Origin of the sequence: Janthinobacterium sp. 344 (assembly GCF_900112025.1) — a bacterium.
In the GTDB taxonomy this organism is placed as follows: Bacteria; Pseudomonadota; Gammaproteobacteria; order Burkholderiales; family Burkholderiaceae_D; genus Janthinobacterium.
Genome location: NZ_FOKL01000006.1, coordinates 184469 through 208911, shown reverse-complemented (window position 1 = coordinate 208911; position 24443 = coordinate 184469). Strand labels below are relative to the sequence as shown.

The window sequence follows — 24443 nt, the reverse complement described above, 5'->3', positions numbered from 1 at the left end:
CCCGGCACGCTTTGCGGCCTCCGATGCTCACTGCCTCGGCGGCCCCGTGCTATAGCACAGCTCCGCTTCTCAGCCACAATTCGTTGCCGCTCGCTACGGTTTTAAAGACTGGAAGTGTGCTGAAAAAAAAGGCAGTCACCGCGAGGTGACTGCCTTTTTGCATTGCCGGACCTATATTACGTGGTCAGCGGCTTGTAGCGGATGCGCTTCGGCTTGGCGCCTTCTTCGCCCAGGCGTTTCTTCTTGTCGGCTTCGTATTCCTGATAGTTGCCGTCAAAGAAGGTGACTTGCGAGTTGCCTTCGAATGCCAGGATGTGCGTGGCGATACGGTCGAGGAACCAGCGATCATGCGAGATGACCATGACGCTGCCGGCAAATTCCAGCAGGGCGTCTTCCAGCGCGCGCAAGGTTTCCACGTCCAGATCGTTCGACGGTTCATCGAGCAGCAGGACGTTGCCGCCCATCAGCAAGGTTTTCGCCAGGTGCAAGCGGCCCCGTTCACCACCGGACAGGTTGCCCACTTGCTTTTGCTGGTCCGAACCCTTGAAGTTGAAGCGGCCCAGGTAGGCGCGCGACGGCATTTCGAAACGGCCCACCGTCAGCATGTCGGCGCCGCCGGACACATCTTCGAAGACGGATTTGTTGTCGGCCAGACTATCGCGGTTCTGGTCGACGATGGAGACGCGCGCCGTCTGGCCGATGGCCACTTCGCCGCTGTCCGGTGTTTCCTTGCCGGTGATCATCTTGAACAGGGTCGATTTACCGGCGCCGTTGGGGCCGATGATGCCGACGATGGCGCCTGGCGGCACGGTAAAGCTCAGGTTATCGATCAGCAGGCGGTCGCCGAACGCTTTCGACACGTTCTTGAACTCGATGACTTCATTGCCCAGGCGTTCGGCCACGGGAATGAAGATCTCCTGCGTTTCGTTGCGCTTCTGGTATTCGTGCTCGGACAGCTCGTTGAAACGGGCCAGGCGGGCCTTCGACTTGGCCTGGCGCGCTTTCGGGTTCTGGCGCGACCATTCCAATTCCTTCTGCAGCGCTTTCTGGCGTGCCGATTCCGTCGCTTCTTCCTGCTTCAGGCGCGCTTGCTTCTGGTCCAGCCAGGTCGAGTAATTGCCCTTCCATGGAATGCCGTGGCCGCGGTCCAGTTCCAAAATCCACTCCGCCGCGTTGTCGAGGAAGTAGCGGTCATGGGTGATGGCCACCACGGTGCCGGGGAAGCGCAGCAGGAATTGCTCCAGCCAGTCGACCGATTCCGCATCCAGATGGTTGGTCGGTTCGTCGAGCAGCAGCATGTCGGGCTTGGACAGCAGCAGCTTGCACAGCGCCACGCGGCGCTTTTCACCGCCGGACAGCACGCCGATCTTGGCATCCCATGGCGGCAGGCGCAGCGCGTCGGCGGCCATTTCCAGCTGCAAGTTCAGATTGCCGCCGTCGGAGGTCGAGATGATCGCCTCCAGGCGTGCCTGTTCCGTGGCCAGGGCGTCGAAATCGGCGTCTTCCTCGGCGTAGGCGGCGTACACGGCTTCCAGCTTGGCTTGCGCTTCAAACACTTCGCCCAGGCCCGATTCGACTTCCTGGCGCACGGTCTTGTCCGCGTCGAGCTGCGGTTCCTGCGGCAGGTAGCCGATGTTCAGGCCCGGCATCGGCACGGCTTCGCCCTGGATGTCGGTGTCGATGCCGGCCATGATTTTCAGCAGGGTCGATTTACCGGAGCCGTTCAGGCCCAGCACGCCGATCTTCGCGCCTGGGAAGAAGGAGAGGGAAATATCTTTCAGAATCTGGCGCTTGGGCGGAACGATTTTGCCCACGCGATTCATGGTGTAGACGTAATTTGCCATTAGAAATCTCGGGTGATATACAAAGACGGACAGGATACGGTAAACGCCCGCTTCCGGCCAGCGCTGCGCGCTGCCGGGGCGCGCAGCGAGGCGATTACGCGGCGAGGCGCGCGCGGCGGCTGTGCCACAGGCCTTCGGCCGCATACAGGGCCAGCGCCGTCCAGATGACGAGGAAGCCCAGCATGCGCTCGGGCGTAAACGATTCGTGGAAGACCCACACGCCGATCAGCAGCTGGCCCGTGGGGGCGATGTATTGCAGCAAGCCCAGCACGGCCAGCGGCAGGCGGCGCGCGCCGGCGGCGAACAGCAGCAGGGGGATCGCCGTGATGGGGCCGGACGCCAGCAGCAAGGCGCGCGTGGCGGACGAGTCTGTATTGACGAAGCCGCTTTGCCCCTGCCAGCCCAGCCACAGCATGTAGGCCAGCGCCAGCGGAAACAGGATCAGGGTTTCAAACGACAGCCCTTCCAGCGCGCCCAGCGCGGCCGTCTTGCGCAGCAAGCCATAGCCGCCAAAGGTGGCCGCCAGCAGCAGGGCGATCCACGGCACTTGTCCCGCCTGCCACGTCAGCCAGGCGACGCCGCAGGCGGCCAGGCCGATGGCCAGCCATTGCGGCCGGCGCAGGCGCTCGTGCAGCAGCAAAAAGCCCAGCATGACGTTGACCAGCGGCGTGATGAAATAGCCGAGGCTGGCATCGACCACGTGGCCGTTGTTGACGGCCCAGATATAGATGAACCAGTTGGCGGAGAGTAAAAACGCGCTGGCGACGAAGCTGGCCACCACTTTCGGCTGGCCGCGCAAGGTGCCCAGCCAGCTCCATTGGCGGCGGATGGTCAGCACGATCCCCAGGAATAGCAGCGACCAGACCATGCGGTGTGCGAGGATTTCCTGCGGTGCGACCTCGTCTATGGCGTGGAAGTAGAGTGGGAACAGGCCCCAGCACAGGAAGGCGAGGGAAGCGTACAACATGCCTGGATTCATGGTGGCGGGGCTGGAGAGTGGTCAGTCTGTCATTATCGCTGAAAACACCGGGGGCTGCCCGGCGCCGCTGGCGAGGCGTAGAATGGCAACAAATCAACGGCCGCCCGCCCGCCCGATGGGGGTGCGACGGTAGAAAACAACGACCTTGGGGCAGCTGCGGAACCATGCAAAAATACTCTTGCTATTTGCTAATACCTATCATATTGTGCGATGCAACAAAACAAAAACGGGTGCAACCTTGACGTCGGAACACAAAAAAAGCGGCCTGGCCGGCATGACCCTGGCGGCCGTCGGCATCGTTTACGGCGATATCGGCACCAGTCCGCTGTACACCCTGAAGACGGTTTTTGATCCTGCCCATGGCCTGGCGCTGTCGCACGAGAATCTGCTGGGCATCGTTTCACTGATCTTCTGGGGCCTGACCCTGATCGTTTCGCTCAAGTACGTAACCCTGGTGCTGCGCGCCGACAACCGCGGCGAGGGCGGCATCATGGCCCTGATGGCGCTGGTGCTGTCGTCCGTCAGCCGTTTGTCGCGCTGGCATTTCCCGCTGATGGTGATCGGCGTCTTCGGCGCCACCCTGTTCTATGGCGACAGCGTGATCACGCCGGCCATTTCCGTGCTGTCGGCCATCGAGGGCCTGGAAGTGGCCACGCCCGCCCTGAGCGCCTACGTGGTGCCGCTGACGATGGTGGTGCTGGTGGCCCTGTACTCGGTGCAGGCGCACGGCACGGCCGGCATCGGCCGCTATTTCGCGCCCATCATGGTGCTGTGGTTTGCCTCGCTGGCCGCCATGGGCGTGGTCAACATCATCAAGTCGCCGCATATCCTGGCCGCCCTCAACCCCATCCACGCGGCCACCTTCCTGATGCATAACGGCTTTGTCGCCTTCGTCGCGCTGGGCGCCGTGGTGCTGGCGCTGACGGGCGCCGAGGCGCTGTATGCGGACATGGGCCACTTCGGCAAGAAGCCGATCCGCATGGCGTGGTTCCTGATCGCCTTCCCCGCGCTGGCCCTGAATTACCTGGGGCAGGGCGGTCTGCTGCTGGCCCATCCGGAAGCCGTGTCGAATCCGTTTTACCAGCAACTGGGCGCGTGGAGCGTGTATCCGCTGGTGATCCTGTCGACCATGGCCACCGTGATCGCTTCGCAGGCGACCATTTCCGGCACCTTCTCGATGACCAAGCAAGCCATCGCGCTGGGCTTCTTGCCGCGCATGCGCGTGCGCCACACGTCGGAAAGCGAGATCGGCCAGATCTACATTCCCGCCGTGAACTGGCTGCAGCTGTGCGTGGTGCTGCTGGCCGTCGTCGGCTTCGGCTCCTCGGAAAACCTGGCCGCCGCCTACGGCATCGCCGTCACGGCCACCATGCTGTGCACCACCATCCTGACCTTCTTCGTCATCCGCTACCGCTGGAAGATGAATTTGGCCCTGTGCTGGGCCGCCACGGGCTTCTTCCTGATCATCGACGTCAACCTGGTGTCGGCCACGGCGCTGAAGCTGTTCCACGGCGGCTGGTTCCCGCTGCTGCTGGGTTCGATTCTGTTCATCGTCATGCTGACCTGGAAGCGGGGCCGCCAGCTGGTATTCCAGAACCTGGAAAAGCATGCGATTCCGCTCGACGATTTCCTGTCGTCGCTGTTCATCGCGCCGCCGCTGCGCGTACCGGGCACGGCCATCTTCCTGCGCGGCGAAACGGATGGCGTGCCGCATGCGCTGTTGCATAACTTGCTGCACAACAAAGTGTTGCATGAACGCGTCATCTTCCTCACCGTCTTCATGCATGAAGAACCGTGGGTGGCACCGTCCGAGCGCGTGCGCGTGGTGGACCTGGGCCACCAGTGCTACCAGGTCAACGTGCATTACGGCTTCAAGGATGAGCCGGATATTCCCGATGCGCTGGCGCAATGCGCGCAGCAGGGACTCGATTTCGAGATGATGGAAACCTCGTTCTTCATCGCCCGCCAGACCATCATTTCGACGCCGGGCGCCGGCATGATGCCGTGGCGCGAGCATTTGTTCGTCACCATGTCGCGCAATGCGCGCACGGCGGCCGACTACTACCAGATCCCCAGCAACCGGGTGATCGAACTGGGCACGCAGGTGGAAATCTAGCCAATGTGGTTGTTGTGCCAATGTTGTATTGGCACACCAATTACCGCCGTGCTTACGTCTGCTTACAAATGGGGTACACGACTCCTGTTAAACTCCAGCCCGTACCGGTCCGCACCGTACGGGCCTCAGTCACACTCCAATATTTAAAGGGAAACCATGAAATCGGTATTTCAATTGATCGCCACGCTCGCTTGCGCAGTGGCCCTGACTGCCTGCGGCGCCGCCGCAAACACCGAGAAGCCGGTGGTGCTCGACCCGAATACGCAAGTGAAGGAGCTCAGCTTCACCGACCCGGTCGTAGGAACCGGCGCGGCGGCGGCGGCGGGCGATAATTTGCTGGTGACCTACACTGGCTGGCTGTATGACGCGAGCAAGCCGGACAACAAGGGCGCGCAATTCGATGCGACGCCGACGGCTGCCGGTTTCAAGCTCACCCTGGGCATCGGCCAGGTCATCCTGGGCTGGGACCGCGGCCTGGTCGGCATGAAGGAGGGCGGCACGCGCATCCTGTCCATTCCGTATGACCTGGGCTATGGCAAGGCAGGCAGCCCGCCGAAGATTCCTGGCTATGCGGGCTTGCTGTTTGAAGTCAAGCTGGTGGCCGTGACGAAAAAGTAAGCACGCGCACGGTGGCAGAAAAAAGGGCGATTCCACGGAATCGCCCTTTTTGCTTTGAGGGCCCTCAGGCCGGTGCCAGTTCCTGGAAGTAATACGTGGCGCCACCCAGATTGGCCGGCGCATCGTATTGCAGCACCTGCGTGCGGCGCAGCGCGACGGGGGCGCGGAAGGCGGGACCGTCATAGACGAAGGTGTGGAATTCGCCATTTTCGCCGCAGGCGTCGACGCCGGGCGGCAGGTCGGCCAAAAAGGCGGCATCGAACTCGCGCCCGCAAAATTCGCGCGGCAGATGCTGGCCATTGATGCACACGACGATGGCCTTGAAGCCGGCGGCGAGAAATTCATCGACCAGCGCGCGCCGCGCTTCGCCCCACAGGGGCAGGTGCGCCGTCAGGCCGGCACTGGCGCAGACCTTTTCTTCCCAGTCGCGGTGCGGCTGCAGGTCGATGTCGCCAAAGATGGCGTGGGCGATGCCTTCTGCTTTCGCCGCGCGCAGCATGGCGATGAATTTCTCTTCATAACTGGCCCAGCTGGCGTGATAGCGCTGCAGGCGCGCGCCCAGGCTGGCCGCCTGCGCTTCGAGCAATTCCGGCGGCACGCCGTGCGAGCGCGACTTGCGGCCATCTTCATCCATGGCCGTGATCAGCAGCGGCACGGCCATGCCGGCGGCGCGCGCGCGCCACAGCGCCAGGCAGGAATCCTTGCCGCCGCTCCAGGAAATCAGTGCCGTCGTCATGCCGCTTGCTCCGCGCGCAGCATGTCGACATGCTGGATGCCGTCTTCGTCGTACGGGGCGCTGACGGTGACAAAGCCGAAGGACTGGTAGAAGCGTTCCAGGTAGTGCTGCGCGCCGATGCGGATGGCGTGGCCCGGATGCTGGCGCTCGGCGCGCGCGATGCCTTCGAGCAGCAGCTGCTTGCCGGCGCCGCTGCTGCGCGCCTCGGGCGCCGTCAGCACGCGGCCCAGCGACATTTCCACATACTTGGCGCCCGGCGCCAGCACGCGCAGGTAGGCGGCCAGCCGGCGCTGGCCATCGGCCGTCTGCCAGCCCAGCAGATGCATGGCTTGCTGGTCATGGCCATCGAGGTCCGGGTAAATGCACTGCTGTTCGATGACGAACACGCGCTGGCGCAAGGCCAGCACCTGGTACAAATCGTGGGGGCCGAGTTCGTCGAACGTGTTCCATTGCCAGCTGATCATGGGTCATCCTTGATTGAGAGTGGTCGTGATTTTACCGGCTTCACGCCGCCGGCGTGGGATAGCGCTGCGCATACCACTGCTTCAGGTGCTCGATGCAGCGCGTCACGCGCGGCGCCACCAGCTGGCGCGACGGGTAGATGGCGAACAGCGCCAGGCTGGGGCGCTCGACGTCGGGGAACAGCTCGACCAGGGCGCCGCTGGCCAGTTCCTCGCGGCAGACAAAGGTGGGCAGGATGCCGATCCCGAGGCCGCGCAGGATCAGGCCGCGCATGAACAGCGTGTTGTTGGTGCGCACCCAGTTCGGCACTTCGATGTCGCTGTGCGGCCCCGCGTGGCGCAGCGGCCAGCGGTTGCCGAACAGGGCGTGGCTGTAGATGAAGCAGCGCTGGCGCGTCAGGTCCGTCGGTGCCAGCAAGGGGCCGTGGCGCGCCAGGTAGGCGGGCGCGCAGCAGATGTGCAGGCGGTAGTCGTGGATGTGGCGCGCCACGTAGCTCGAATCGGTCAGCGCCGTGGTGACGCGAAAGCCCAGGTCGTAGTTGGCGGCCGCCAGGTCCACGTATTCATCCTTCAGGTCGACATCGAGGCGCAGCGCGGGCCACTCGGCCATGAAGTCGGCCAGGCCCTCGGCCAGCTCGCCCACGCCCAGCGACAGCGGCGCGTTGATGCGCAGGCGGCCCGTCACGTGCGCCGTGGAGTGGGCCACCATGTCCTCGGCCTGCGCCAGTTCGTCGAGCAATTTGCGGCAGTGCTCGAGGTAGGCGGCGCCCGTTTCCGTCAGGGCCAGCTGGCGCGTGGTGCGCGTCATCAGGCGCCCGCCCAGTTCCTGCTCCAGCTGGCCGATGCGCCGGCTCACATACGAGGCGGACAAGTCCAGTTCATCGGCCGCGCGGCGAAAGCTGCCCAGCTCGGCCACGCGGCGAAACAGCTGCATCGCCTGCAATTTATCCATGTCGGTTCCCTTCCGCGTCTGCATTCAGACCTATTACGCATCAGTGCCATGCATTATTCATCATTTTTCCACATTTTGATTCGCAATATGCTGGTGTCCTCTCTACAGAAAGGCCACACCATGAAAAAATTAGTCATCAGCAGCCTGCTGCTCGCCGCCCTTTCCAGCGCCCAGGCGGCCGAGGTCCTCGTCGTGCTGTCGGATGCGAACCACCTCGACCTGCGCGACGGCAAGGTTTTCCAGACGGGCTTTTACCTGAATGAACTCATGCAGCCCGTGAAACGACTGCTCGACGCGGGCCACACGGTGACGTTCGCCACGCCGCAGGGCCAGGCGCCGACCCTGGACGCCAGCTCCGATACGGACGCCTATTTTGGCGGCGACGCGGCCGCCCATGCGGCGCACAAGGCCTTGCTGGAGCAGCTGGCGCTGACGGTGCCGGGCCGCTCGCCCGTGATCAGCCTGCAGCGGGTGGCGCAGATCGGCTATGGCCACTATGCGGCCGTGCTGGTGCCGGGCGGCCACGCGCCCATGCAGGATCTGTTGAAGGACGCCAGCCTGGGCGCGCTGCTGCGCCAGTTCCACGCGGACGGCAAGCCGACGGCGCTGCTGTGCCATGGCCCCATCGCCCTGCTGTCGGCCCTGCCGCAGGCGGCCCAGTTTACGGCCGCGCTGGAGGCGGGCCGGACGCCGGCCAAGCCGGCCGGCTGGATCTACAGCGGCTACCGCATGACGGTGATCAGCAACCAGGAAGAGCTGGCGGCGCAGGGCGCGCTGAAGGGCGGATTGATGAAGTTCTATCCGCAATCGGGCTTGCAGGCGGCCGGCGCGCAGTATGTGCGGAACCAGGCGCCGTGGACCAGCAACGTGGTGGTCGACCGCGAACTGATCACGGGACAGAATCCCGCCTCGGCGCCGGCCCTGGCGGAGCAGTTGCTGCGCGCGCTGCGCTAAAAAAATCCCCGGCGGCGCCAAGGCGCGGCCGGGGAGGTGCAGGGCGTGCGGCGCTGCTTTTCGTCCTGCGATTACACGATCGTCAGGGTCACGTCGATGTTGCCGCGCGTGGCGTTCGAATACGGGCAGACGATGTGGGCGGCGGCGACCAGCGCTTCGGCGGCGGCGCGCTCCATGCCCGGCAGCGAGATCTTCAGTTCCACTTCGATGCCGAAGCCCGTCTCGATGGCGCCGATGCCGACGTTGCCTTCGATCGACAGGTCCGCCGGCACGGCGATCTTGTCGCGGCCGCCGACGAATTTCATGGCGCCGATGAAGCAGGCCGAGTAGCCGGCGGCGAACAGTTGTTCCGGATTGGTGCCGACGGCGCCATTGCCGCCCAGTTCCTTCGGCGTGGTCAGTTTCACGTCGAGCACCTTGTCGGACGACACGGCACGGCCTTCGCGGCCTCCGGTGGCGGTGGCTTGGGCGCGGTACAGGACTTGTTTGATCGACATGATGGTTTCCTTTAGGTAGATAAATAGGTGACTACTAAATAGTGTGCTACTTGTTTCGCGGGCCGTGGCCCCAGGATGCCCGTCTGAAGAAGTAATCCGGCGTCCATGTGTGCAATATATATCGTGCGCTATTTAATTGCAAGCGATTTTATTCATGCAGTCATGACACCGGACACAACCGTTGCGCGCGGAAGGGAGACGCGCAACCGTCCTTTCAGGACGGTGAGCATCGCAGGCCACCGATACCGACGCGCAGTAGGTCTGGTCAGGTGTCTTGAACCTTTATTTTGATGCCTTTGTCGCCATTACCGGGCTTCCATCGCATAATGGCCACCGCCGCCGGGGCCGATGGTTATGCTGGGCCCATATCAATAGCCGAGGAAAAAATCATGACCAGTCTCTTCTTTATCCTGCGCATCACCTTGGCGACGATGCTCACGTACATCATCGCCACCGCCATCCTGGTCGAGAATTTCCTGCGCTATATCTTCGGGCAGACGGAAGGCTTTTTTGTCATCGTCGGCGCGCTGCTGGCCAGCGCCGTCATCACGAATGCGTTTTCGCATGTGCGGCGCGTGCGCCTGATCGCCGGTGCCGTCAACGCCGGCACCCTGTCGAGCCGCCAGCGGCGCCAGATCGAGATTCCGTTCGAGGCGGGCGAAGCGTTCGACATGATCGATGCGGCCATCCGCGAACTGCCGGGCAGCGAAGTGGTCGAGAGCGCGCGCGACAGCCTGCAGGTGCAGGCGCGCGTGCGCCGCGCGGCGCCGTACACGCACACGGGCTTGCCGCGCATGCGTTTTTTGGGTTTCCTGGAACCGCGGCCGAACCAGATCCTCGCCACCGTCACGCCGAACGGCGAGGCGGGCAGCGTGACCCTGATCTGCGAACCGGCGCGCAATGCGTGGACGGACTGGTTCCTCGTCGACCATGGCAGCAACCTGGAAAATGCGGAAGCGGTGACGCGGGCGCTCACGCGCCGGGTGGCGCAGCGCCGCCGCGGCGAGCAGGCCGAGGCGCGCCAGACGGTGACGGAAAAGGAACTGACGGTGGCCAAACTGAGCCTGCTGCATGCGCAGGTGGAGCCGCACTTCCTGTACAACACCCTGGCCAGCGCGCAGCTGCTCACGCGCAGCGACCCGGCGCGCGCCGACGAGATGCTGGGCAACCTGATCCTGTACCTGCGCCACTCGCTGCCGCGCACCGAGCAAGCCATGTCGACCCTGGGCACGGAACTGGAACGGGCGCGCGCCTATCTCGATATCTTGAAGATCCGCATGGGCGCGCGCCTGAACCTGCAGATCGAGGTGCCGGCATACCTGCGCCAGGTGGAACTGCCGCCGATGATGCTGCAAACGCTGGTGGAAAACGCCATCAAGCATGGACTGGAGCCGAAGAGCGGCGGCGGCACCATCTGGATCATGGCGCGCAGCGGCAACGGCACGGTGATCGTCACGGTGGCCGACGATGGCAAGGGCTTCAGCGACGATGGCGCCGGCACGGGTATTGGTTTACGCAACGTGCGCGAGCGCCTGCGCCTGACCTACGGCAATGCCGCCGCGTTTTCCATTCTGGCCAATTTTCCCGATGGCGTGACGGCCACCATCACGGTACCCGACAGCACGGCGCAAGGAGTGTCGTATGCATCCGCTTGAACTGACCTGCGTCATCGCCGAAGATGAAACCCTGCTGCGCGATGCGCTGGTCGCAATGCTGGGCGAACTGTGGCCAGCCTTGCGCATCGTCGCCGCCTGCGATGATGGCGGCACGGCGCTCGACGCCATCGCCACCCTGCGTCCCGACGTGGCATTTCTGGACATCCGCATGCCGGGCCTGACGGGCCTGGAAGTGGCGGCCGGCGCGCTGGTGGCGAGTCCCGCCACGCAGGTGGTGTTCGTCACGGCCTACGACCAGTATGCGATCGACGCGTTCGACAAGGGCGCCGTCGATTACCTGCTGAAACCGATCTCGCACGAGCGCCTGCAGGCCACCTTGCAGCGCCTGCAGGCGCGCGCCGGCAAGGCGAAGGGGCACGACAGCGCGCTGGCCGGCCTGCTGCAGCAATTGAACAGCGCCTTGCCGGCGGCCGCCAAGTCGCCGCCGCTGGTGTGGCTGACGGCCAGCAGCGGCAAGGATACGCGGCTGATCATGGTGGAAGACATCGCCTATTTTCAGTCCGACACCAAGTACACGGCCGTCATGACGGCGGAGGGCGAGGCGCTGCTGCGCAAGCCGATCCGCGAACTGCTCGACGTGCTCGATCCGGCCATCTTCAAGCAGATCCACCGCTCCACCATCGTCAACATGAAGATGGTGGCCGCCGTCACGCGCGACGAGGTGGGACGCGGCGTCCTGCGCCTGAAGACGCGGCCGGAAACCCTGGCCGTGAGCCAGCCGTTCATGAGTTTGTTCCGGAACATGTAAAGCCGGGGCAAACCTCCGTTTGTGTTGGCACTGAGCTTGACGTTAGCGGTGTTGAGGGACTCGGCGTCCCCGTCTGACCCCAGCATTACTCCGCGGTTTCAAAACCTTCAAGCACATTGACGACATTGATGCCCAGTTCCTTCACCGCATAGCCCCCTTCGAGGATGAAGGCGGTGGGCAGGTTCAGGTGCGCCAGGCGTTCGCCCACGCGCAGGTAGTCGCCGCTTTGCAGGGCGAAGTGCGAGAGGGGATCGCCGACGAAGGTGTCGACGCCCAGCGAGACGACCAGCGCGTCGGGCGCGTACATGCTGATGCGCAGGCAGGCCGTTTCCAGCGCGGCGAACCAGCTGGGCGTGCTGCTGCCGGCCGGCAGCGGCAGGTTGAGGTTGTAGCCGGTGCCGGCGCCGCTGCCCGTCTCGTCGGCGTGGCCCAGGTAAAACGGATATTCGCTGCGCGGGTCGGCGTGGATGGAGGCGAACAGCACGTCATCGCGCGCATAGAAAATGCTCTGCGTGCCGTTGCCGTGGTGGTAGTCGATGTCGAGGATGGCGACCTTGCGCGCGCCGTCGTCGAGCAGGTGCTGCGCGGCCAGGGCCGCGTTGTTCAGGTAGCAGTAGCCGCCAAAGAAATCGCTGCCCGCATGGTGGCCCGGGGGCCGTGTCAGGGCGAACGTGGCCCGTTCTCCCAGGCGCAGCGCGTGCGCCGCGTTGACGGCGCAGTCGGCGCCCGTCTTGGCCGCCGTCCACGTGCCGGCCGTCAGCGGCGTGCCATTGTCCATCGAGTACAGGCCCAGCCTGGCCGCGAAGTTGTCTGGCTCGATATCGCTGCGCAAGGTGCGCACGGGCCACACGGATGGCAGCGCATCCTTGCCGGCGTTGTCGGGATCGAGCGCCAGCCACTCGTGCCAGGCGTGGCGCAAAAAATGCAGGTAGCGCGGCGTGTGGATGCGTTCCAGTGACGTCAGCGGCACGCCGTGCGGCGTGACGATGCGGCCCAGGTTGCGCCGTCCCAGTTCGGCCACCACCATGTCGGCCCGTTCCGGCGTCTCGAAGCAGGGCACCATCTCGCCGCGAAACCATTCGAAGCGGCCCCGGTGCTGGCTGTGCAATTCATTGTAGAAGGTCAGCATGGGGCGCGCGGCAGTCCTGGCGGGATCAGGTGTGCGAGCACAGGGTGCTGGCGCGGTAGGCGGCGACGAAATCGTCGAAGCTGCCGGCGGGCGCCGCTTCCATGGCGCGCTGCTCGGCCAGCGAGCTTTCCGCCAGCTGATCGAAGTACGCGCTTTGCTCGGGCGTGGGCGGGTGCGCGCGGAAGTAGGCGGCGTGGCGCTCGCTCTGGCGCAGGCCGAAGGCGGCAAACGAGCCGCCGTTGGCGCGCAGTTCGGCCAGCACCTTGGCCGACGGCGTCGCGTCCGGATCGGCCAGTTTGACGGCTTGCGCCGCCAGGCTGTCCGCATGCGCCGTGCCGCCTTGGCGCGCGTCGAGCAAGGCCGCCACGGGGGCGATGCGCGCCAGCAATTCCTCGCCCCACGCTTGCAAGCCGATCTCTTCGCCATCGCGGCGCAGGGTCAGGCCCGGCGTGCGGCCTTCCTTCACCGTGCGGGCAAAATTGCTGGTGTAGCAGGCGCTTTGCTCGGCCGAGATGGGACCGCTGTCGTCGAGCGCGCAGAACAGCAGGAAGGCGTCGAGGAAGCGGCCCGTCTCCAGGCTGATGCCCACCGGCTCGAACGGATCGACGTCCATGCAGCGCACCTCGATGTATTGCACGCCGCGCAGGCACAGGGCCTGGATCGGCCGCTCGCCCGTGCGGATCACGCGCTTCGGACGGATGGTCGAATAGTATTCATTTTCGATCTGCAGCACATTGGTGGAGAGCTGGATCCACTCGCCATCCTTTTTCGTGCCCAGTGCCTCGTACGGCGCATATGGATCGTTGACGGCGTGCGTCAGCGCGTTGACGTAGTCGTCCAGGCTGTTTTCGTGCGGACGCAGGCCCGACTGGGCATCGTTCTGGTAGCCCAGGTCGCTCATGCGCAGGCTGGTGGCGTACGGCAGGAACAGGGTGTCGTCGGACAAGGTGTCGAGCTTGTGCGCGCGGCCGCGCAGGAAACCGCTGGATAAGGCCGGCGAGGCGCCGAACAGGTACATCAGCAGCCAGCTGTAGCGGCGGAAATTGCGGATCGTCGCCAGGTAGCTTTCCGACTGCACATCCTTGGCCGAGGCCGTCGCGTGCGCGGGGCTGGCGCTGGTGTCTGCCTGGCTGGCCAGCACTTGCCACAGCTGTTCGTCGAGCGAGTAGTTGTAGTGGATGCCGGCGATGCATTGCATGGCCTTGCCGTAGCGCAGGGCCAGGCCGCGCCGGTAGACGTGCTTGAGCATGCCCATGTTCGAGCTGCCGTAGTTGGCGATGGCGATCTCCTCCTCGGGCGGCAGCTGGCACGGCATCGACTGGCTCCACAGCAGCTCGTCGCCGAGGCGGCTGTAGGCATGGCGGTGCACGGTGTCGAGCTTGTCCAGGGTGATGGCAATGTCGGCTTCGGCCGGCGTGATGAATTCGAGCAGCGCTTCGGCGTAGTCGGTGGTGATCTCAGGGTGCGTCAGCGCCGAGCCCAGGGCGACGGGATGGGGCGTGGAAGCCAGATGGCCGGCGGCGTCGACGCGCAGGGTTTCACGCTCGATGCCGCGCAAGCCGCCCAGCAGCGCGCGGTTGGCATCTTCGGTCAGCAATGCCAGGCGGCGAGTCAACAGGTTGGGCAATTTGAGCTTCCTTTCTTGTGCAGCATATAAATAATTTGTGCTGAGATTAACCGAAAATTGGCAAATGCGTCGGCGCCGGCCCAAAAAACGCCGCATCGCCAGCGGCCGCCCCACGGCACGGGAGCGGCGCTTCGGTCAGGAATTCGCTTGATATTTTAACAAACTGAAGAGGATCTGGCGCATCGCTGGGTCAAGCGCCGCGCACGGCAAGGCGGTCAGCCCAGGCGGGCGCCGCTGACCCGTTCGATGCCGGCCAGGTCGCGCCAGCTCTGCACCTTGCCGTAGCCGGCTTCGGCCAGCAAGCCGCGCACCTGGGCCGCCTGATCATAGCCGTGCTCCATCAGCAGCCAGGCGCCGGACGCCAGGTGGCGCGCGGCGCCGGAGACGATGGTGCGCAGGGCCGACAGGCCGTCCGCATGGTCGGTCAGCGCGCCGGCCGGCTCGAAGCGCAAATCGCCTTCGGCCAGGTGGCGGTCGCCGCTGGCGATGTAGGGCGGGTTCGAGACGATCAGGTCGAATTTTTCCGTGCCCAGCGCTTCGAACCAGTCGCTGGCCATGAAGGTGATGTTGACGCCATTGGCGCTGGCGTTGCGGCGCGCCATGGCCAGCGCCGCGCTGCTGACGTCCAGGGCCGTGACGACGGCGTCGGGCCGCGTATGCGCCAGCGCGACGGCGATGGCGCCGCTGCCCGTGCCCATGTCGAGCACCCGCCCGCCGGGCGGCAGGCGTTCGAGCGCCAGCTCCACCAGCACTTCCGTATCGGGGCGGGGGATCAGCACGGCGTCGCTGACGGCAAACGGCAAGCCGAAGAATTCGCGCTGGCCGACGATGTAGGCGATCGGCTCGCCCTGCAGGCGGCGCGCCAGCAAGCCGGACAGTCGCTGCGCTTCATCGGCAGTGAGCACGCGCTCCGATTGCGTGATCAGGCTCACGCGCGACAGGCCCAGCGCGTGGCCCAGCAGGATGCGGTTGTCGAGCGGGTCGAGCAGCGGGCGCATTTGCAGGGCGCCGACAGTGCTGCCGGCGGGAATCAGTGTTTCTGGCATAAATGTCTAGTGTTGTTTGCGGCGCAGCATGGTCCACAGCAGGCCGATGGCAAAAATGGCAAACCAGGCAAATGCCCATTGCGGGATCGACAGGCCGAAAAATGGCTCGCCGGCGTTTTCGCAGGCGCCATACGATTCAAACATGAAAGGCATGAGCTCAGCCGTGAAGACCTTGTTCAGCGCCGTTTCCACAGGGTCGATGCCGCACGAGAAGCCGGGATTGGCCAGCACGTACAGATGCTTGGCGCCCACGCCCAGGCCGCCCAGGGCCGCCAGCAGGCCGATGCCGGCGCCGATGCTCGGCCGGTTGGCGGCCGCGCCGCCCAGGCAGGCGATGGCGATGGCGAGGAACAGGTAGCGCTGGATCACGCACAGCGGGCACGGCGCCATGTTCATGGCATGCTGCAAATACATGGCCACGCCCAGCATCAGGAAACACAGGGCGGCGATCAACAGGAGGACGGTGCGTGAATTTTTCATGGGCGACACGGTGAGGTGGATGGAATCGAGCTGGTCATTTTCGCACAAGGCCGGATTTTTATTGCTTAGCCGCTACTTAAACCCAAAGGCAGAATCCGGGGTCGGACCCTCAGGGTCCGACCCCGGCCCTTGCTTCAGGGGGTTAATCCCCCAGCGCTGCTAAAAGTTCCGCCTGGTGCTCCGCCGCCAGCGCATTCGTCAGTTCCGTCAAATCCCCATCCATGATGAAGTCCAGTTTATATAACGTCAGGTTGATGCGGTGGTCCGTCAGGCGCCCTTGCGGGAAGTTATAGGTGCGGATGCGCTCGCTGCGGTCGCCCGAGCCGATCAGGCTCTTGCGCGTGGCCGCTTCCTTCGACTGCTGTTCGCGCAGCTGCACGTCCTTGATGCGCGCGGCCAGCACCTTCATGGCCTGCGCCTTGTTCTTGTGCTGGCTGCGGTCATCCTGGCATTCCACCACGATACCGGTCGGCAAGTGGGTGATGCGCACGGCCGAATCCGTCTTGTTGATGTGCTGTCCGCCCGCACCCGAGGCGCGGTAGGTGTCGATGCGCAGGTCGGCCGGGTTGATGTTGACGTCTTCCACTTCGTCCGCTTCCGGCATCACGGCCACCGTGCAGGCCGAGGTGTGGATGCGGCCCTGGGTTTCCGTGGCGGGCACGCGCTGCACGCGGTGGCCGCCCGACTCGAATTTCAGCTTGGAATAGGCGCCATTGCCGACCACGCGCACGATCACTTCGCGGTAGCCGCCCAGATCCGAATCGGACGAGGACACCAGTTCCACCTGCCAGCGGTTGCGTTCGGCAAAGCGCGTGTACATGCGCAGTAAATCGCCGGCGAACAGGGCGGATTCGTCGCCGCCCGTGCCGGCGCGAATTTCCAGGAAAATATTGCGCTCGTCATTGACGTCCTTCGGCAGCAGCATGGTCTGCAATTCGCGTTCCAGCTGCGCCATGGTGGCCTTGGCCGTTTCGATCTCTTCCTGGGCGAAGTCCTTCATGTCCGGGTCGGCCAGCATGTCCTGCGCCGTGGCGATGTCGTTGCCCGCTTCCTGGTAGGAACGGTACAGGGCCACCAAGGGGCCCAGTTCGGCATGCTCGCGCGTCATCTTGCGGTAGCTGTCCATGTTCGACGTGGCGTCCGGGTGCATCAGCAGTTCGTCGAGTTCGACCAGGCGGTTCGCCAGTTGATCGAGTTTGGCCAGCATGGATGGTTTCATAGCGATTCGCGGTAAAAGAGTGTAGGGATAGTACGGGCCCGGCAGGCGGACAGGGGTGGCCGCGCGCGGGCGGCCCGCGGGGCAGCGCTAACGACGGTGACGGAACAGTTTCGGCAGCAGGGTGGCCAGCTGCTTGCGCTCGTCACCTTGCGCGTGGTGCAGCGCCTGCTGCGGACCGTGCAGGAACTTGGCCGTCAAGCCTTTCGACAGCGCTTCGAGCACGGCGTCGATGTCGGCGCCCTTGGCCAGCATCTTGCGCGCCCGTTCCACTTCCAGCAGGCGCAGCGCCTCGCTGTTTTCATGCAGATGCTGGATGACGGGCACCATGGCGCGGTCATCGACCCAGCTCATGAACGATTGCACGCGCGTCTCGATAATGGACTCGGCTTGCGCCACGGCCGCTTGCCGGCTTTCCAGGCCCGTCTGCACGACCTTGCCCAGGTCGTCGACCGTGTACAGGAAGACGTCGTTCAGGCGTCCCACTTCCGCTTCGATGTCGCGCGGCACGGCCAGGTCGACCATGAACATGGGCTTGTGGCGGCGTGCCTTGATGGCGCGCTCGACCAGGCCCAGGCCCAGCAGCGGCAAGGACGACGCCGTGCACGAGATGACGATGTCGAACTGGTGCAGCTGCTCCGGCAAGTCGGCCAGGCGGATGGCCGTGCCGGAAAAGCGGTGCGCCAGCTCCTCGCCCCGTTCCATGGTGCGGTTGGCAATGGTGATGCTTTTCGGATTCTGCGCCGCGAAGTGCGTGGCGCACAATTCAATCATTTCGCCGGCGCCGATGAACAGCACGTTCTGCTCGGCGATCTTGTCGAAGATGCGCTGCGACAGGCGTACGGCGGCGGCCGCCATGGACACGCTGTGGGCGCCGATTTCCGTGCTGCTGCGCACTTCCTTGGCCACCGAAAAGCTGCGCTGGAACAACTGGTGCAGATACGTGCCCAGGCCGCCTGCCTCGTCGGCCGTGCGGATGGCGTCCTTGATCTGCCCCAGGATCTGGGTTTCGCCCAGCACCATCGAGTCGAGCCCGGAGGCGACGCGGAAGGTGTGGCGCACGGCATCGTGCTGCGGCAGCATATACAAGTGGGGGCGCAGCTCGCTGTAATTGAGCTGGTGATAGTCGGCCAGGAAATGCGCGCCCGCGTCGAGCGGATTGGGCACGTGGCTGGCCGCATACAGCTCGGTGCGGTTGCAAGTCGAGAGGATGGCCGCTTCGTCGTTGTCGCGCAGGTCGATGCGCTGGAACCAGGTGCGCGCCGCCATCACCGCCTGGCCCAGATGCTCAGGCGCAAACGCCAGCTGTTCGCGGAGCGACACTGGTGCGGTGGTGTGGTTGAGGCCGACGGCGAGCAGTTGCATTTCAGGACTGTTGGGAATTCTTATGCCGACATTATAGCGCTTTGTGCCCGCTCTTTGAGCAGCCCGCCTGTTTTCGCCCGGATGCGCGGGCGTCACCCCCCCAGTTTTTCCAGGCGATAACCATAACTGTAGACGGGCACCAGCCGGTAGCCATGTTCCGGTTTCAGCTGCAGCTTGTTGCGCACGCGCGAAACGTGGGTATCCATGGTGCGCGAGGGCAGGGCCGTGTCGCGCTGCCACACGGCTTCATGGATGTAGGCGCGCGACAGGGGGCGGCCCAGGTTGCGGAAAAACAGCAGCGCCAGGGCGAATTCCTTGTGCGTCACGTCCAGCACTTCGCCATCCATCAGCAGGCGGCCGGGACGGGTTTCAAAGGTGTAATGCCCAAATTGCAATTGCTCGGCGCCATTCTGGGCCGGATACGCCACGCGCAGCAGCGCCTGGGTGCGCAGGGTCAGTTCACTGCGCCGCAAGGGCTTGATCATGTAGTCGTCGGCGCCGGCCGTCATGCCCGCCACCACGTCGTCCTCGCCGGAGCTGTTGGTCATAAACAACACCGGCGCCTTGGGCGCCAGTTTTTCGCGTGCACGGCGCAGCACTTCGGCGGCGTCCAGGTCGCTCACATGCCAGTCGAGGATGAGCATGTCGCAACTGTCCTTGCGCAGCTGCCCCAGCATTTCCTTGCCGCTCTGAAACTCATGGCAAGCATGGCCGGCGGCGGTGAGCACCTGGCAGATCAGTTCTGCCTGAGTATGGTCGCTATCGAGTACGGCAATTCGCATAATTGGCTGGAATGTGTAGCAACAAACAGACGGTCCGCTCTGCTTATCGTAATGTTAAGGAATGCTCTAGTGAAATATAACAGAGATTGCAATTGTGTCCAGTGAAATCGGAGGGGAGCCCCTTTACGTTACACTTGTTCATCTACCCCTACTCGCGGAGAAACGGCAATGGCAGACAAGAGCACCACCGATTGGACCCTGATACCGGCCAGTCATGCCGAAATCGAGCAAGTGCGCGAGCGTTGCCGGCGCCTGGTGCAGCGGCGCGCCATGATGTCGGCCGGCGCCTCGGCCATCCCCATTCCCGGCATCGACCTGATGTCCGACGTGGGCCTGTTTTCCATGCTGATCAATGATATCAATCACGAATTCGGCCTCACGCCCGAGCAGATCGAACGCCTCAACCCGCAATTCAAGCTGATGGCTTACCGCGCGGCGGTGGGCATGGGAGGCATGTTGGTGGGAAAGTTGGTGTCGCGCGAGCTGATCCTCCAGCTGCTCAAGCGCAGTGGCGTCAAGATCGCCACCAAGCAGGTGGCGCGCTTCGTGCCGTTTGCGGGACAGGCGGTGGCGGCGGCGATCGGCTATGCCGTGTTCCGCCAGATCGGCAACCAGCACGTGAATGCCTGCGCCGCGGTGGCGCAGGAGTTGCTTGCGGTACGGCCGGATTGACCTGGAGCGCCCCACCCGGGCGTGGCCAGGAGGGGCGTGAAGCATCAGGCGTCCGGCAGCACCACGTTGACGTCGAGCACTTCCAGGTTGCCCTGGCGGTCCAGCGAGATCTTGATGTCGTCCGCGTTGACCTTGGTGTACTTGGAAATGACGGCGATCAATTCCTTGTGCAGGGCGGGCAGGAAGTCCGGACCATCGCGTCCGCTGCGTTCGCGGGCGATGATGATCTGCAGGCGTTCCTTGGCCGCGGTGGCCGTCTTCGGCTTGGGGGGGAACAGGAAAGAAAGCAAGGCCATATCACTTCGCCCCAAAAATGCGCTGGAGTAATCCAGGCTTTTCATAGTTGGTAAAGCGCAGCTCGACATCTTCGCCGAGGAAACGCGACACCACGTCTTCATAGGCTTGCGCCACGTCCGTGCCCTTGAAATGGATGGCCGGATTGCCCTGGTTCGAGGCGGCCAGCACCTGCTCCGATTCCGGGATGATGCCCACCAGCGGGATGCGCAGGATTTCCTGCACGTCCTGGTAGGACAGCATCTCGTCCGATTCCACGCGTTTCGGCGAGTAGCGGGTGATCAAGAGATGTTCCTTGACGGGTTCGCCGCCCGTCTGCGCGCGGCGCGACTTGGCTTGCAGGATGCCGAGGATGCGGTCCGAATCGCGCACCGACGATACTTCCGGATTGGTGACGATGATGGCTTCGTCGGCAAACGTCAGCGCCATCAGCGCGCCATGCTCGATGCCGGCCGGCGAATCGCAGATGATGAATTCGAAGCCCATGTTGATCAGGTCGTTCAACACGCGTTCCACGCCTTCTTCCGACAAGGCATCCTTGTCGCGCGTCTGCGAGGCGGGCAGGATGAACAGGTTGTCGCAGTGCTTGTCCTTGATCAGGGCCTGGTTCAGGGTGGCCTCTTTATTGATCACATTGATCAGGTCGTAGACCACGCGGCGCTCGCAACCCATGATCAGGTCGAGGTTGCGCAGGCCCACGTCGAAGTCGAGCACGGCTGTCTTGTGGCCGCGCATGGCCAGGCCAGTGGAAAAACTGGCGCTAGAGGTCGTCTTGCCGACACCGCCCTTGCCGGACGTCACAACAATAATTCTTGCCACAAATAATCCTTTTCAGATATCTCTTGAATTGTGCAGCTTAAGAGCGGTTCACGGGAGTGACCGGATTGACAGAGTGTATATCGATTCTGTCCCCAGCCAAACGAATTTGCGCGGGTCCGCGCGCCATTTCCGGAGGGAAACCATCCTCGAAGGTGCGGTACACGCCCGCGATCGAGACCAGTTCCGGTTCCATGGCCAGCGCGAAGATGCGCGCCTGGGCATTGCCCGAGGCGCCCGCCAGCGCGCGGCCGTACAGCGAGGAATACACGTGGATGCTGCCGTCGGCGATGATTTCCGCGCCATTGTTGACGACGGCCGTGATGATCAGGTCGCAGCCGCGCGCATAAATGCGCTGGCCGGCCCGCACGGGCGTGTCGACCACCATCACCTGTGCGTCGGCGCCCGACTGGGCGGCCGCCGTGGGGGTATCCTTGGGGCCATCCTTGGGCGGCGCGTCGTCGCGCGTCTTGCCGCTGTCCAGGCTCAGGCCCTGCGCCAGGATGGCCGCGTGCATCTCGGCTGGCGCATTGCGCACGGCCACGGCATTCAAACGGTATTTTTTCAGCAGGGCCACCAGGGCCGCCCAGTCGACGGGCACGCTGCCAGGCGGCAGGGCGGCCACGTCCAGCACGGCCAGGTCGTCCTCGAAAAAGTCCGCCACGCCTCCCGTCATGTCGTGCAAGGCGGCATCGAGTGCCTGCGTATCGGCGCTATGCACGATGGCGGAAACGGCGACGACGGTGGAAATCTTGATTTCGATAGGCTTCTGCGACGGGCTTTTGGACATAAACATTTATCAAGGTGAAACTGCGGCAGGCCAACTGTGCTGTACGGCAACAATAGGGAGCAGTAAATTTCTTGCATTCTACTGCAAAAAAATCGGCCTCAGGGACCTGGCGCGTGCTATTCCGCAGGGCAACACCTACTTCATGGCAAAAAAAACGGGCGGCGCCCCGGAAAACCGCTGCGCTGCCCCCGAAGCGGCCCTGCATGCGCCCTCAGGCGCCAAGGCTGCTCAGGCTGCGCGCATCTGCCGCGCCGCCGCGACCATGTTTTTCAAGGCCACCTCCGTTTCCGCCCAGCCCCGCGTCTTCAGGCCGCAGTCCGGATTCACCCATAAATGGGCTGGCGGAATGACGGCGCTGGCTTTTTGCAGCAATGTCACCATGTCGACGGTGCTGGGGATGCGCGGCGAGTGGATGTCGTACACGCCGGGGCCGATCTCGTTCGGGTACTGGAAGTGGCCAAAACCCGCCAGCAGTTCCATGTCCGAGCGGCTCGTCTCGATCGTGACGACGTCCGCATCCATGGCGGCGATCTGCGGCAGGATGTCGTTGAACTGCGCGTAGCACATGTGCGTGTGGATCTGCGTCGCGTCGCCGACCACCGAGGCGGCGATGCGGAAGGCGCGCGTGGCCCAGTCCAGGTAGGCGTCCCACTGGCCGCGGCGCAGCGGCAAGCCTTCGCGGAGGGCCGGCTCGTCGATCTGGATGATGCCGATGCCGGCCGTTTCCAGGTCTTGCACTTCATCGCGGATGGCCAGGGCCAGCTGCAGCGCCGTCGTCGCGCGCGGCTGGTCGTCGCGCACGAACGACCATTGCAGCATCGTTACGGGGCCCGTCAGCATGCCTTTCATGGGTTTGCGCGTCAGGCTTTGCGCGTGCACGGTCCAGGCCACCGTCATGGCGGCGGGGCGCTGCACGTCGCCATAGAGGATGGGCGGCTTGACGCAGCGCGAACCGTAGGACTGCACCCAGCCGTGGCGCGTGAAGGCGAAGCCGTCGAGCTGCTCGCCGAAGTATTCCACCATGTCGTTGCGTTCCGCTTCGCCATGCACGAGCACGTCCAGGCCCAGCGCTTCCTGGCGGCGCACGGCGTGGGCGATTTCGGCGCGCATCTGCCGTTCATAGTCGGCCGCCGCCAGCTCGCCCCGCTTGAAACGCGCGCGGGCGGCGCGGATGGCCGTCGTTTGCGGGAAGGAACCGATGGTCGTCGTGGGGAAGTCGGGCAGCTGGAAGCGCGCGCGCTGCATGGCCTGGCGCTGCGGGAAGCTGGAATCGCGCCGGTCGACGGTGGGCGTGAGCGCCTGCAGCCGCTGTGCCACCGGCGGGCGATGCACGCGGGCGCTGGCGCGGCGGCTGGCGATGGCCAGACGGGACCTTGCCAGCGCGGCGTCATCGGGATGGCCTGCCAGCGCACCTTTGAGCACGGCCAATTCCGCCAGCTTTTCCGTGGCGAACGCCAGCCAGGGCTGGATGTCGCTCTCCAGCTCCGTCTCGCCTTCCAGGCTGAACGGCACGTGCAGCAGGGAGCACGATGGCGCCAGCCACAGCTGGCCGTTGCGCCTGGCCGCCAGCGGCTGCAGCACGGCCAGGGCCGCGTCGAGGTCGGTGCGCCAGATATTGCGCCCATCGACGATGCCGATCGACAGCACCTTGTGCGCGGGCAGCCAGTCCGTGATGCTGGTCAGTTCATGCGGCGCGCGGATGCCATCGACGTGCAGGCCGGCCACGGGCAGGCGGCAAGCCAGGCTGAGGTTTTCTTCCAGCGGCGAGAAATACGTCGCCAGCAGGATATTCACGCCCACCTGGTTCAGTTGCCAGTAGCTGCTTTCAAACGCGCTGCGCCACGCGTGGGGCAAGTCCAGGCCCAGGATCGGTTCGTCGACCTGCACCCAGGCCACGCCTTGCCGTTTCAGGCGGTCGAGCAGGGCGCCGTAGACGGGCAGCAATTGTTCCAGTAGGGCCAGGCGGTCAAAGCTTGACCCGGCGGGCGTCTTTTCCTTGCCCAGCCACAGGAAGGTGAGGGGGCCGATGAGGGCCGCCTTGACCTGGTGGCCCAGCGCCTGCGCCTCGGCCACTTCATCGAACAGGCGCTCACCGGCCAGCGCAAAGCGCGTCAGCGGCGACAATTCGGGCACCAGGTAATGGTAATTCGTGTCAAACCACTTGCGCATTTCCAGCGCGTGCCGGCCGGCTCCGTGTTCCTGGTGGCCGTGGCCGCATGCGGCGCGATCCGCCTGGCTGTCGTCGCCGCGCGCCATGGTGAAATAGCGCGACAGCGGCGATTGCTGCGCGTCAAAGTCGAAACGCGCCGGTTCGCAGCCCAGCAGCTGGATATGGTTGGCCATCTGGTCATACCAGGCGAAGTCGCCCACGGTGACGTAATCGAGGCCCGCCTCCCTTTGCTGCGCCCAGTGGCGCGCGCGCAATTGTTGCCCCGTGGCTTCCAAGGCCGCCGCGGAGAGTTCGCCGCGCCAGTGGCTTTCCAGCGCCACTTTCAGTTCGCGCGCGGCGCCGATACGGGGAAAGCCAAGAATATGCGTGTGGACGGTCATGATGTCATCGAGATTTAATGTGGATGCGCTAGAGTGTGCGGCAATCTGATTTATAATCAAAACGAAACATTTTGCCGAATAACATGAAAATAATT

At 64.3% G+C, this 24443-nt stretch carries 23 protein-coding genes; 6 read left to right on the top strand and 17 right to left on the bottom strand.

What is annotated here, in order from left to right; all coding sequences use genetic code 11:
* Positions 1–176 precede the first annotated feature (176 nt).
* Entirely contained in the window at positions 177–1844 is a 1668-nt protein-coding gene (gene ettA / locus BM193_RS17440; RefSeq protein WP_092798787.1) for an energy-dependent translational throttle protein EttA, read from the bottom strand.
* Between the two features lie 94 nt (positions 1845–1938).
* Positions 1939–2823, bottom strand: a complete 885-nt coding sequence (gene rarD, locus BM193_RS17435) for an EamA family transporter RarD (RefSeq protein ID WP_092798786.1) — start codon at positions 2821–2823, stop codon at positions 1939–1941.
* Positions 2824–3061: 238 nt separating this feature from the next.
* On the opposite strand from rarD, the gene BM193_RS17430 reads away from it, so the two are divergent.
* Both BM193_RS17430 and BM193_RS17425 read left to right on the top strand, forming a co-directional pair.
* A complete protein-coding gene (locus BM193_RS17430; RefSeq protein WP_092798785.1) occupies positions 3062–4939 on the top strand; it encodes a potassium transporter Kup in 1878 nt (625 codons plus the stop codon).
* Positions 4940–5095: 156 nt separating this feature from the next.
* Positions 5096–5557 carry an FKBP-type peptidyl-prolyl cis-trans isomerase gene (locus BM193_RS17425; RefSeq protein ID WP_092798784.1) on the top strand — a complete coding sequence of 154 codons (462 nt, stop codon included), beginning with the start codon at positions 5096–5098 and terminating at the stop codon, positions 5555–5557.
* A 64-nt stretch (positions 5558–5621) separates the two neighbouring features.
* Here BM193_RS17425 and BM193_RS17420 read toward each other — a convergent pair whose 3' ends face one another.
* Genes BM193_RS17420 through BM193_RS17410 form a run of 3 tightly spaced genes read right to left on the bottom strand, consistent with a single transcriptional unit; the run spans position 5622 to position 7706 of the window.
* On the bottom strand, positions 5622–6293 hold the full coding sequence (locus BM193_RS17420; protein ID WP_092798783.1) for a Dph6-related ATP pyrophosphatase: 672 nt from the start codon (positions 6291–6293) through the stop codon (positions 5622–5624).
* Positions 6290–6757 carry a GNAT family N-acetyltransferase gene (locus tag BM193_RS17415; protein WP_092798773.1) on the bottom strand — a complete coding sequence of 156 codons (468 nt, stop codon included), beginning with the start codon at positions 6755–6757 and terminating at the stop codon, positions 6290–6292. The genes BM193_RS17420 and BM193_RS17415 overlap by 4 nt, the downstream gene beginning before the upstream one ends.
* A 40-nt stretch (positions 6758–6797) precedes the next feature.
* On the bottom strand, positions 6798–7706 hold the full coding sequence (locus BM193_RS17410) for a LysR family transcriptional regulator (RefSeq protein WP_175533328.1): 909 nt from the start codon (positions 7704–7706) through the stop codon (positions 6798–6800).
* A gap of 120 nt (positions 7707–7826) precedes the next feature.
* Between BM193_RS17410 and BM193_RS17405 the strand changes: the two genes are divergently transcribed.
* The gene (locus BM193_RS17405; RefSeq protein WP_092798771.1) at positions 7827–8660 is read left to right on the top strand and encodes a type 1 glutamine amidotransferase domain-containing protein; all 834 of its coding nucleotides are present in this window, start codon (positions 7827–7829) and stop codon (positions 8658–8660) included.
* 71 nt (positions 8661–8731) lie between these two features.
* On the opposite strand, the gene BM193_RS17400 is transcribed toward BM193_RS17405, so the two are convergent.
* Entirely contained in the window at positions 8732–9157 is a 426-nt protein-coding gene (locus BM193_RS17400) for an organic hydroperoxide resistance protein (RefSeq protein ID WP_092798770.1), read from the bottom strand.
* Between the two features lie 389 nt (positions 9158–9546).
* On the opposite strand from BM193_RS17400, the gene BM193_RS17395 reads away from it, so the two are divergent.
* Entirely contained in the window at positions 9547–10812 is a 1266-nt protein-coding gene (locus tag BM193_RS17395) for a histidine kinase (protein WP_092798769.1), read from the top strand.
* Positions 10799–11581, top strand: coding sequence for a LytR/AlgR family response regulator transcription factor (locus tag BM193_RS17390; RefSeq protein WP_092798768.1), 783 nt, complete (start codon positions 10799–10801; stop codon positions 11579–11581). The genes BM193_RS17395 and BM193_RS17390 overlap by 14 nt, the downstream gene beginning before the upstream one ends.
* Before the next feature lie 85 nt (positions 11582–11666).
* On the opposite strand, the gene BM193_RS17385 is transcribed toward BM193_RS17390, so the two are convergent.
* The 7 genes from BM193_RS17385 to BM193_RS17355 form a co-directional block, all read right to left on the bottom strand.
* Positions 11667–12710, bottom strand: coding sequence for a histone deacetylase family protein (locus BM193_RS17385; RefSeq protein ID WP_092798767.1), 1044 nt, complete (start codon positions 12708–12710; stop codon positions 11667–11669).
* A 25-nt stretch (positions 12711–12735) separates the two neighbouring features.
* Entirely contained in the window at positions 12736–14337 is a 1602-nt protein-coding gene (gene gshA / locus BM193_RS17380) for a glutamate--cysteine ligase (protein ID WP_092798766.1), read from the bottom strand.
* Between the two features lie 215 nt (positions 14338–14552).
* Positions 14553–15383, bottom strand: a complete 831-nt coding sequence (prmC, locus tag BM193_RS17375) for a peptide chain release factor N(5)-glutamine methyltransferase (RefSeq protein WP_092798765.1) — start codon at positions 15381–15383, stop codon at positions 14553–14555.
* Between the two features lie 6 nt (positions 15384–15389).
* Positions 15390–15863, bottom strand: coding sequence for a disulfide bond formation protein B (locus tag BM193_RS17370; protein ID WP_092799193.1), 474 nt, complete (start codon positions 15861–15863; stop codon positions 15390–15392).
* Between the two features lie 142 nt (positions 15864–16005).
* A complete protein-coding gene (prfA, locus tag BM193_RS17365) occupies positions 16006–17082 on the bottom strand; it encodes a peptide chain release factor 1 (RefSeq protein WP_092798763.1) in 1077 nt (358 codons plus the stop codon).
* 87 nt (positions 17083–17169) lie between these two features.
* On the bottom strand, positions 17170–18444 hold the full coding sequence (gene hemA / locus BM193_RS17360; RefSeq protein ID WP_092798762.1) for a glutamyl-tRNA reductase: 1275 nt from the start codon (positions 18442–18444) through the stop codon (positions 17170–17172).
* Positions 18445–18536: 92 nt separating this feature from the next.
* Entirely contained in the window at positions 18537–19226 is a 690-nt protein-coding gene (locus BM193_RS17355; RefSeq protein ID WP_092798761.1) for a response regulator transcription factor, read from the bottom strand.
* A 168-nt stretch (positions 19227–19394) separates the two neighbouring features.
* On the opposite strand from BM193_RS17355, the gene BM193_RS17350 reads away from it, so the two are divergent.
* The gene (locus tag BM193_RS17350; protein WP_092798760.1) at positions 19395–19898 is read left to right on the top strand and encodes a hypothetical protein; all 504 of its coding nucleotides are present in this window, start codon (positions 19395–19397) and stop codon (positions 19896–19898) included.
* A gap of 44 nt (positions 19899–19942) precedes the next feature.
* Here the strand turns inward: BM193_RS17350 and minE are convergent, their stop codons facing one another.
* The 4 genes from minE to metE all read right to left on the bottom strand — a co-directional run bounded on the left by minE (position 19943) and on the right by metE (position 24348).
* Positions 19943–20194: a cell division topological specificity factor MinE gene (minE, locus tag BM193_RS17345; protein ID WP_034752886.1), complete on the bottom strand. Its 252-nt coding sequence runs from the start codon at positions 20192–20194 to the stop codon at positions 19943–19945.
* Between the two features lies 1 nt (position 20195).
* A complete protein-coding gene (minD, locus tag BM193_RS17340) occupies positions 20196–21011 on the bottom strand; it encodes a septum site-determining protein MinD (RefSeq protein ID WP_071325832.1) in 816 nt (271 codons plus the stop codon).
* 37 nt (positions 21012–21048) lie between these two features.
* The gene (minC, locus tag BM193_RS17335) at positions 21049–21798 is read right to left on the bottom strand and encodes a septum site-determining protein MinC (RefSeq protein ID WP_092799191.1); all 750 of its coding nucleotides are present in this window, start codon (positions 21796–21798) and stop codon (positions 21049–21051) included.
* 228 nt (positions 21799–22026) lie between these two features.
* Positions 22027–24348, bottom strand: coding sequence for a 5-methyltetrahydropteroyltriglutamate--homocysteine S-methyltransferase (metE, locus tag BM193_RS17330; protein WP_092798759.1), 2322 nt, complete (start codon positions 24346–24348; stop codon positions 22027–22029).
* Positions 24349–24443 lie beyond the last annotated feature (95 nt).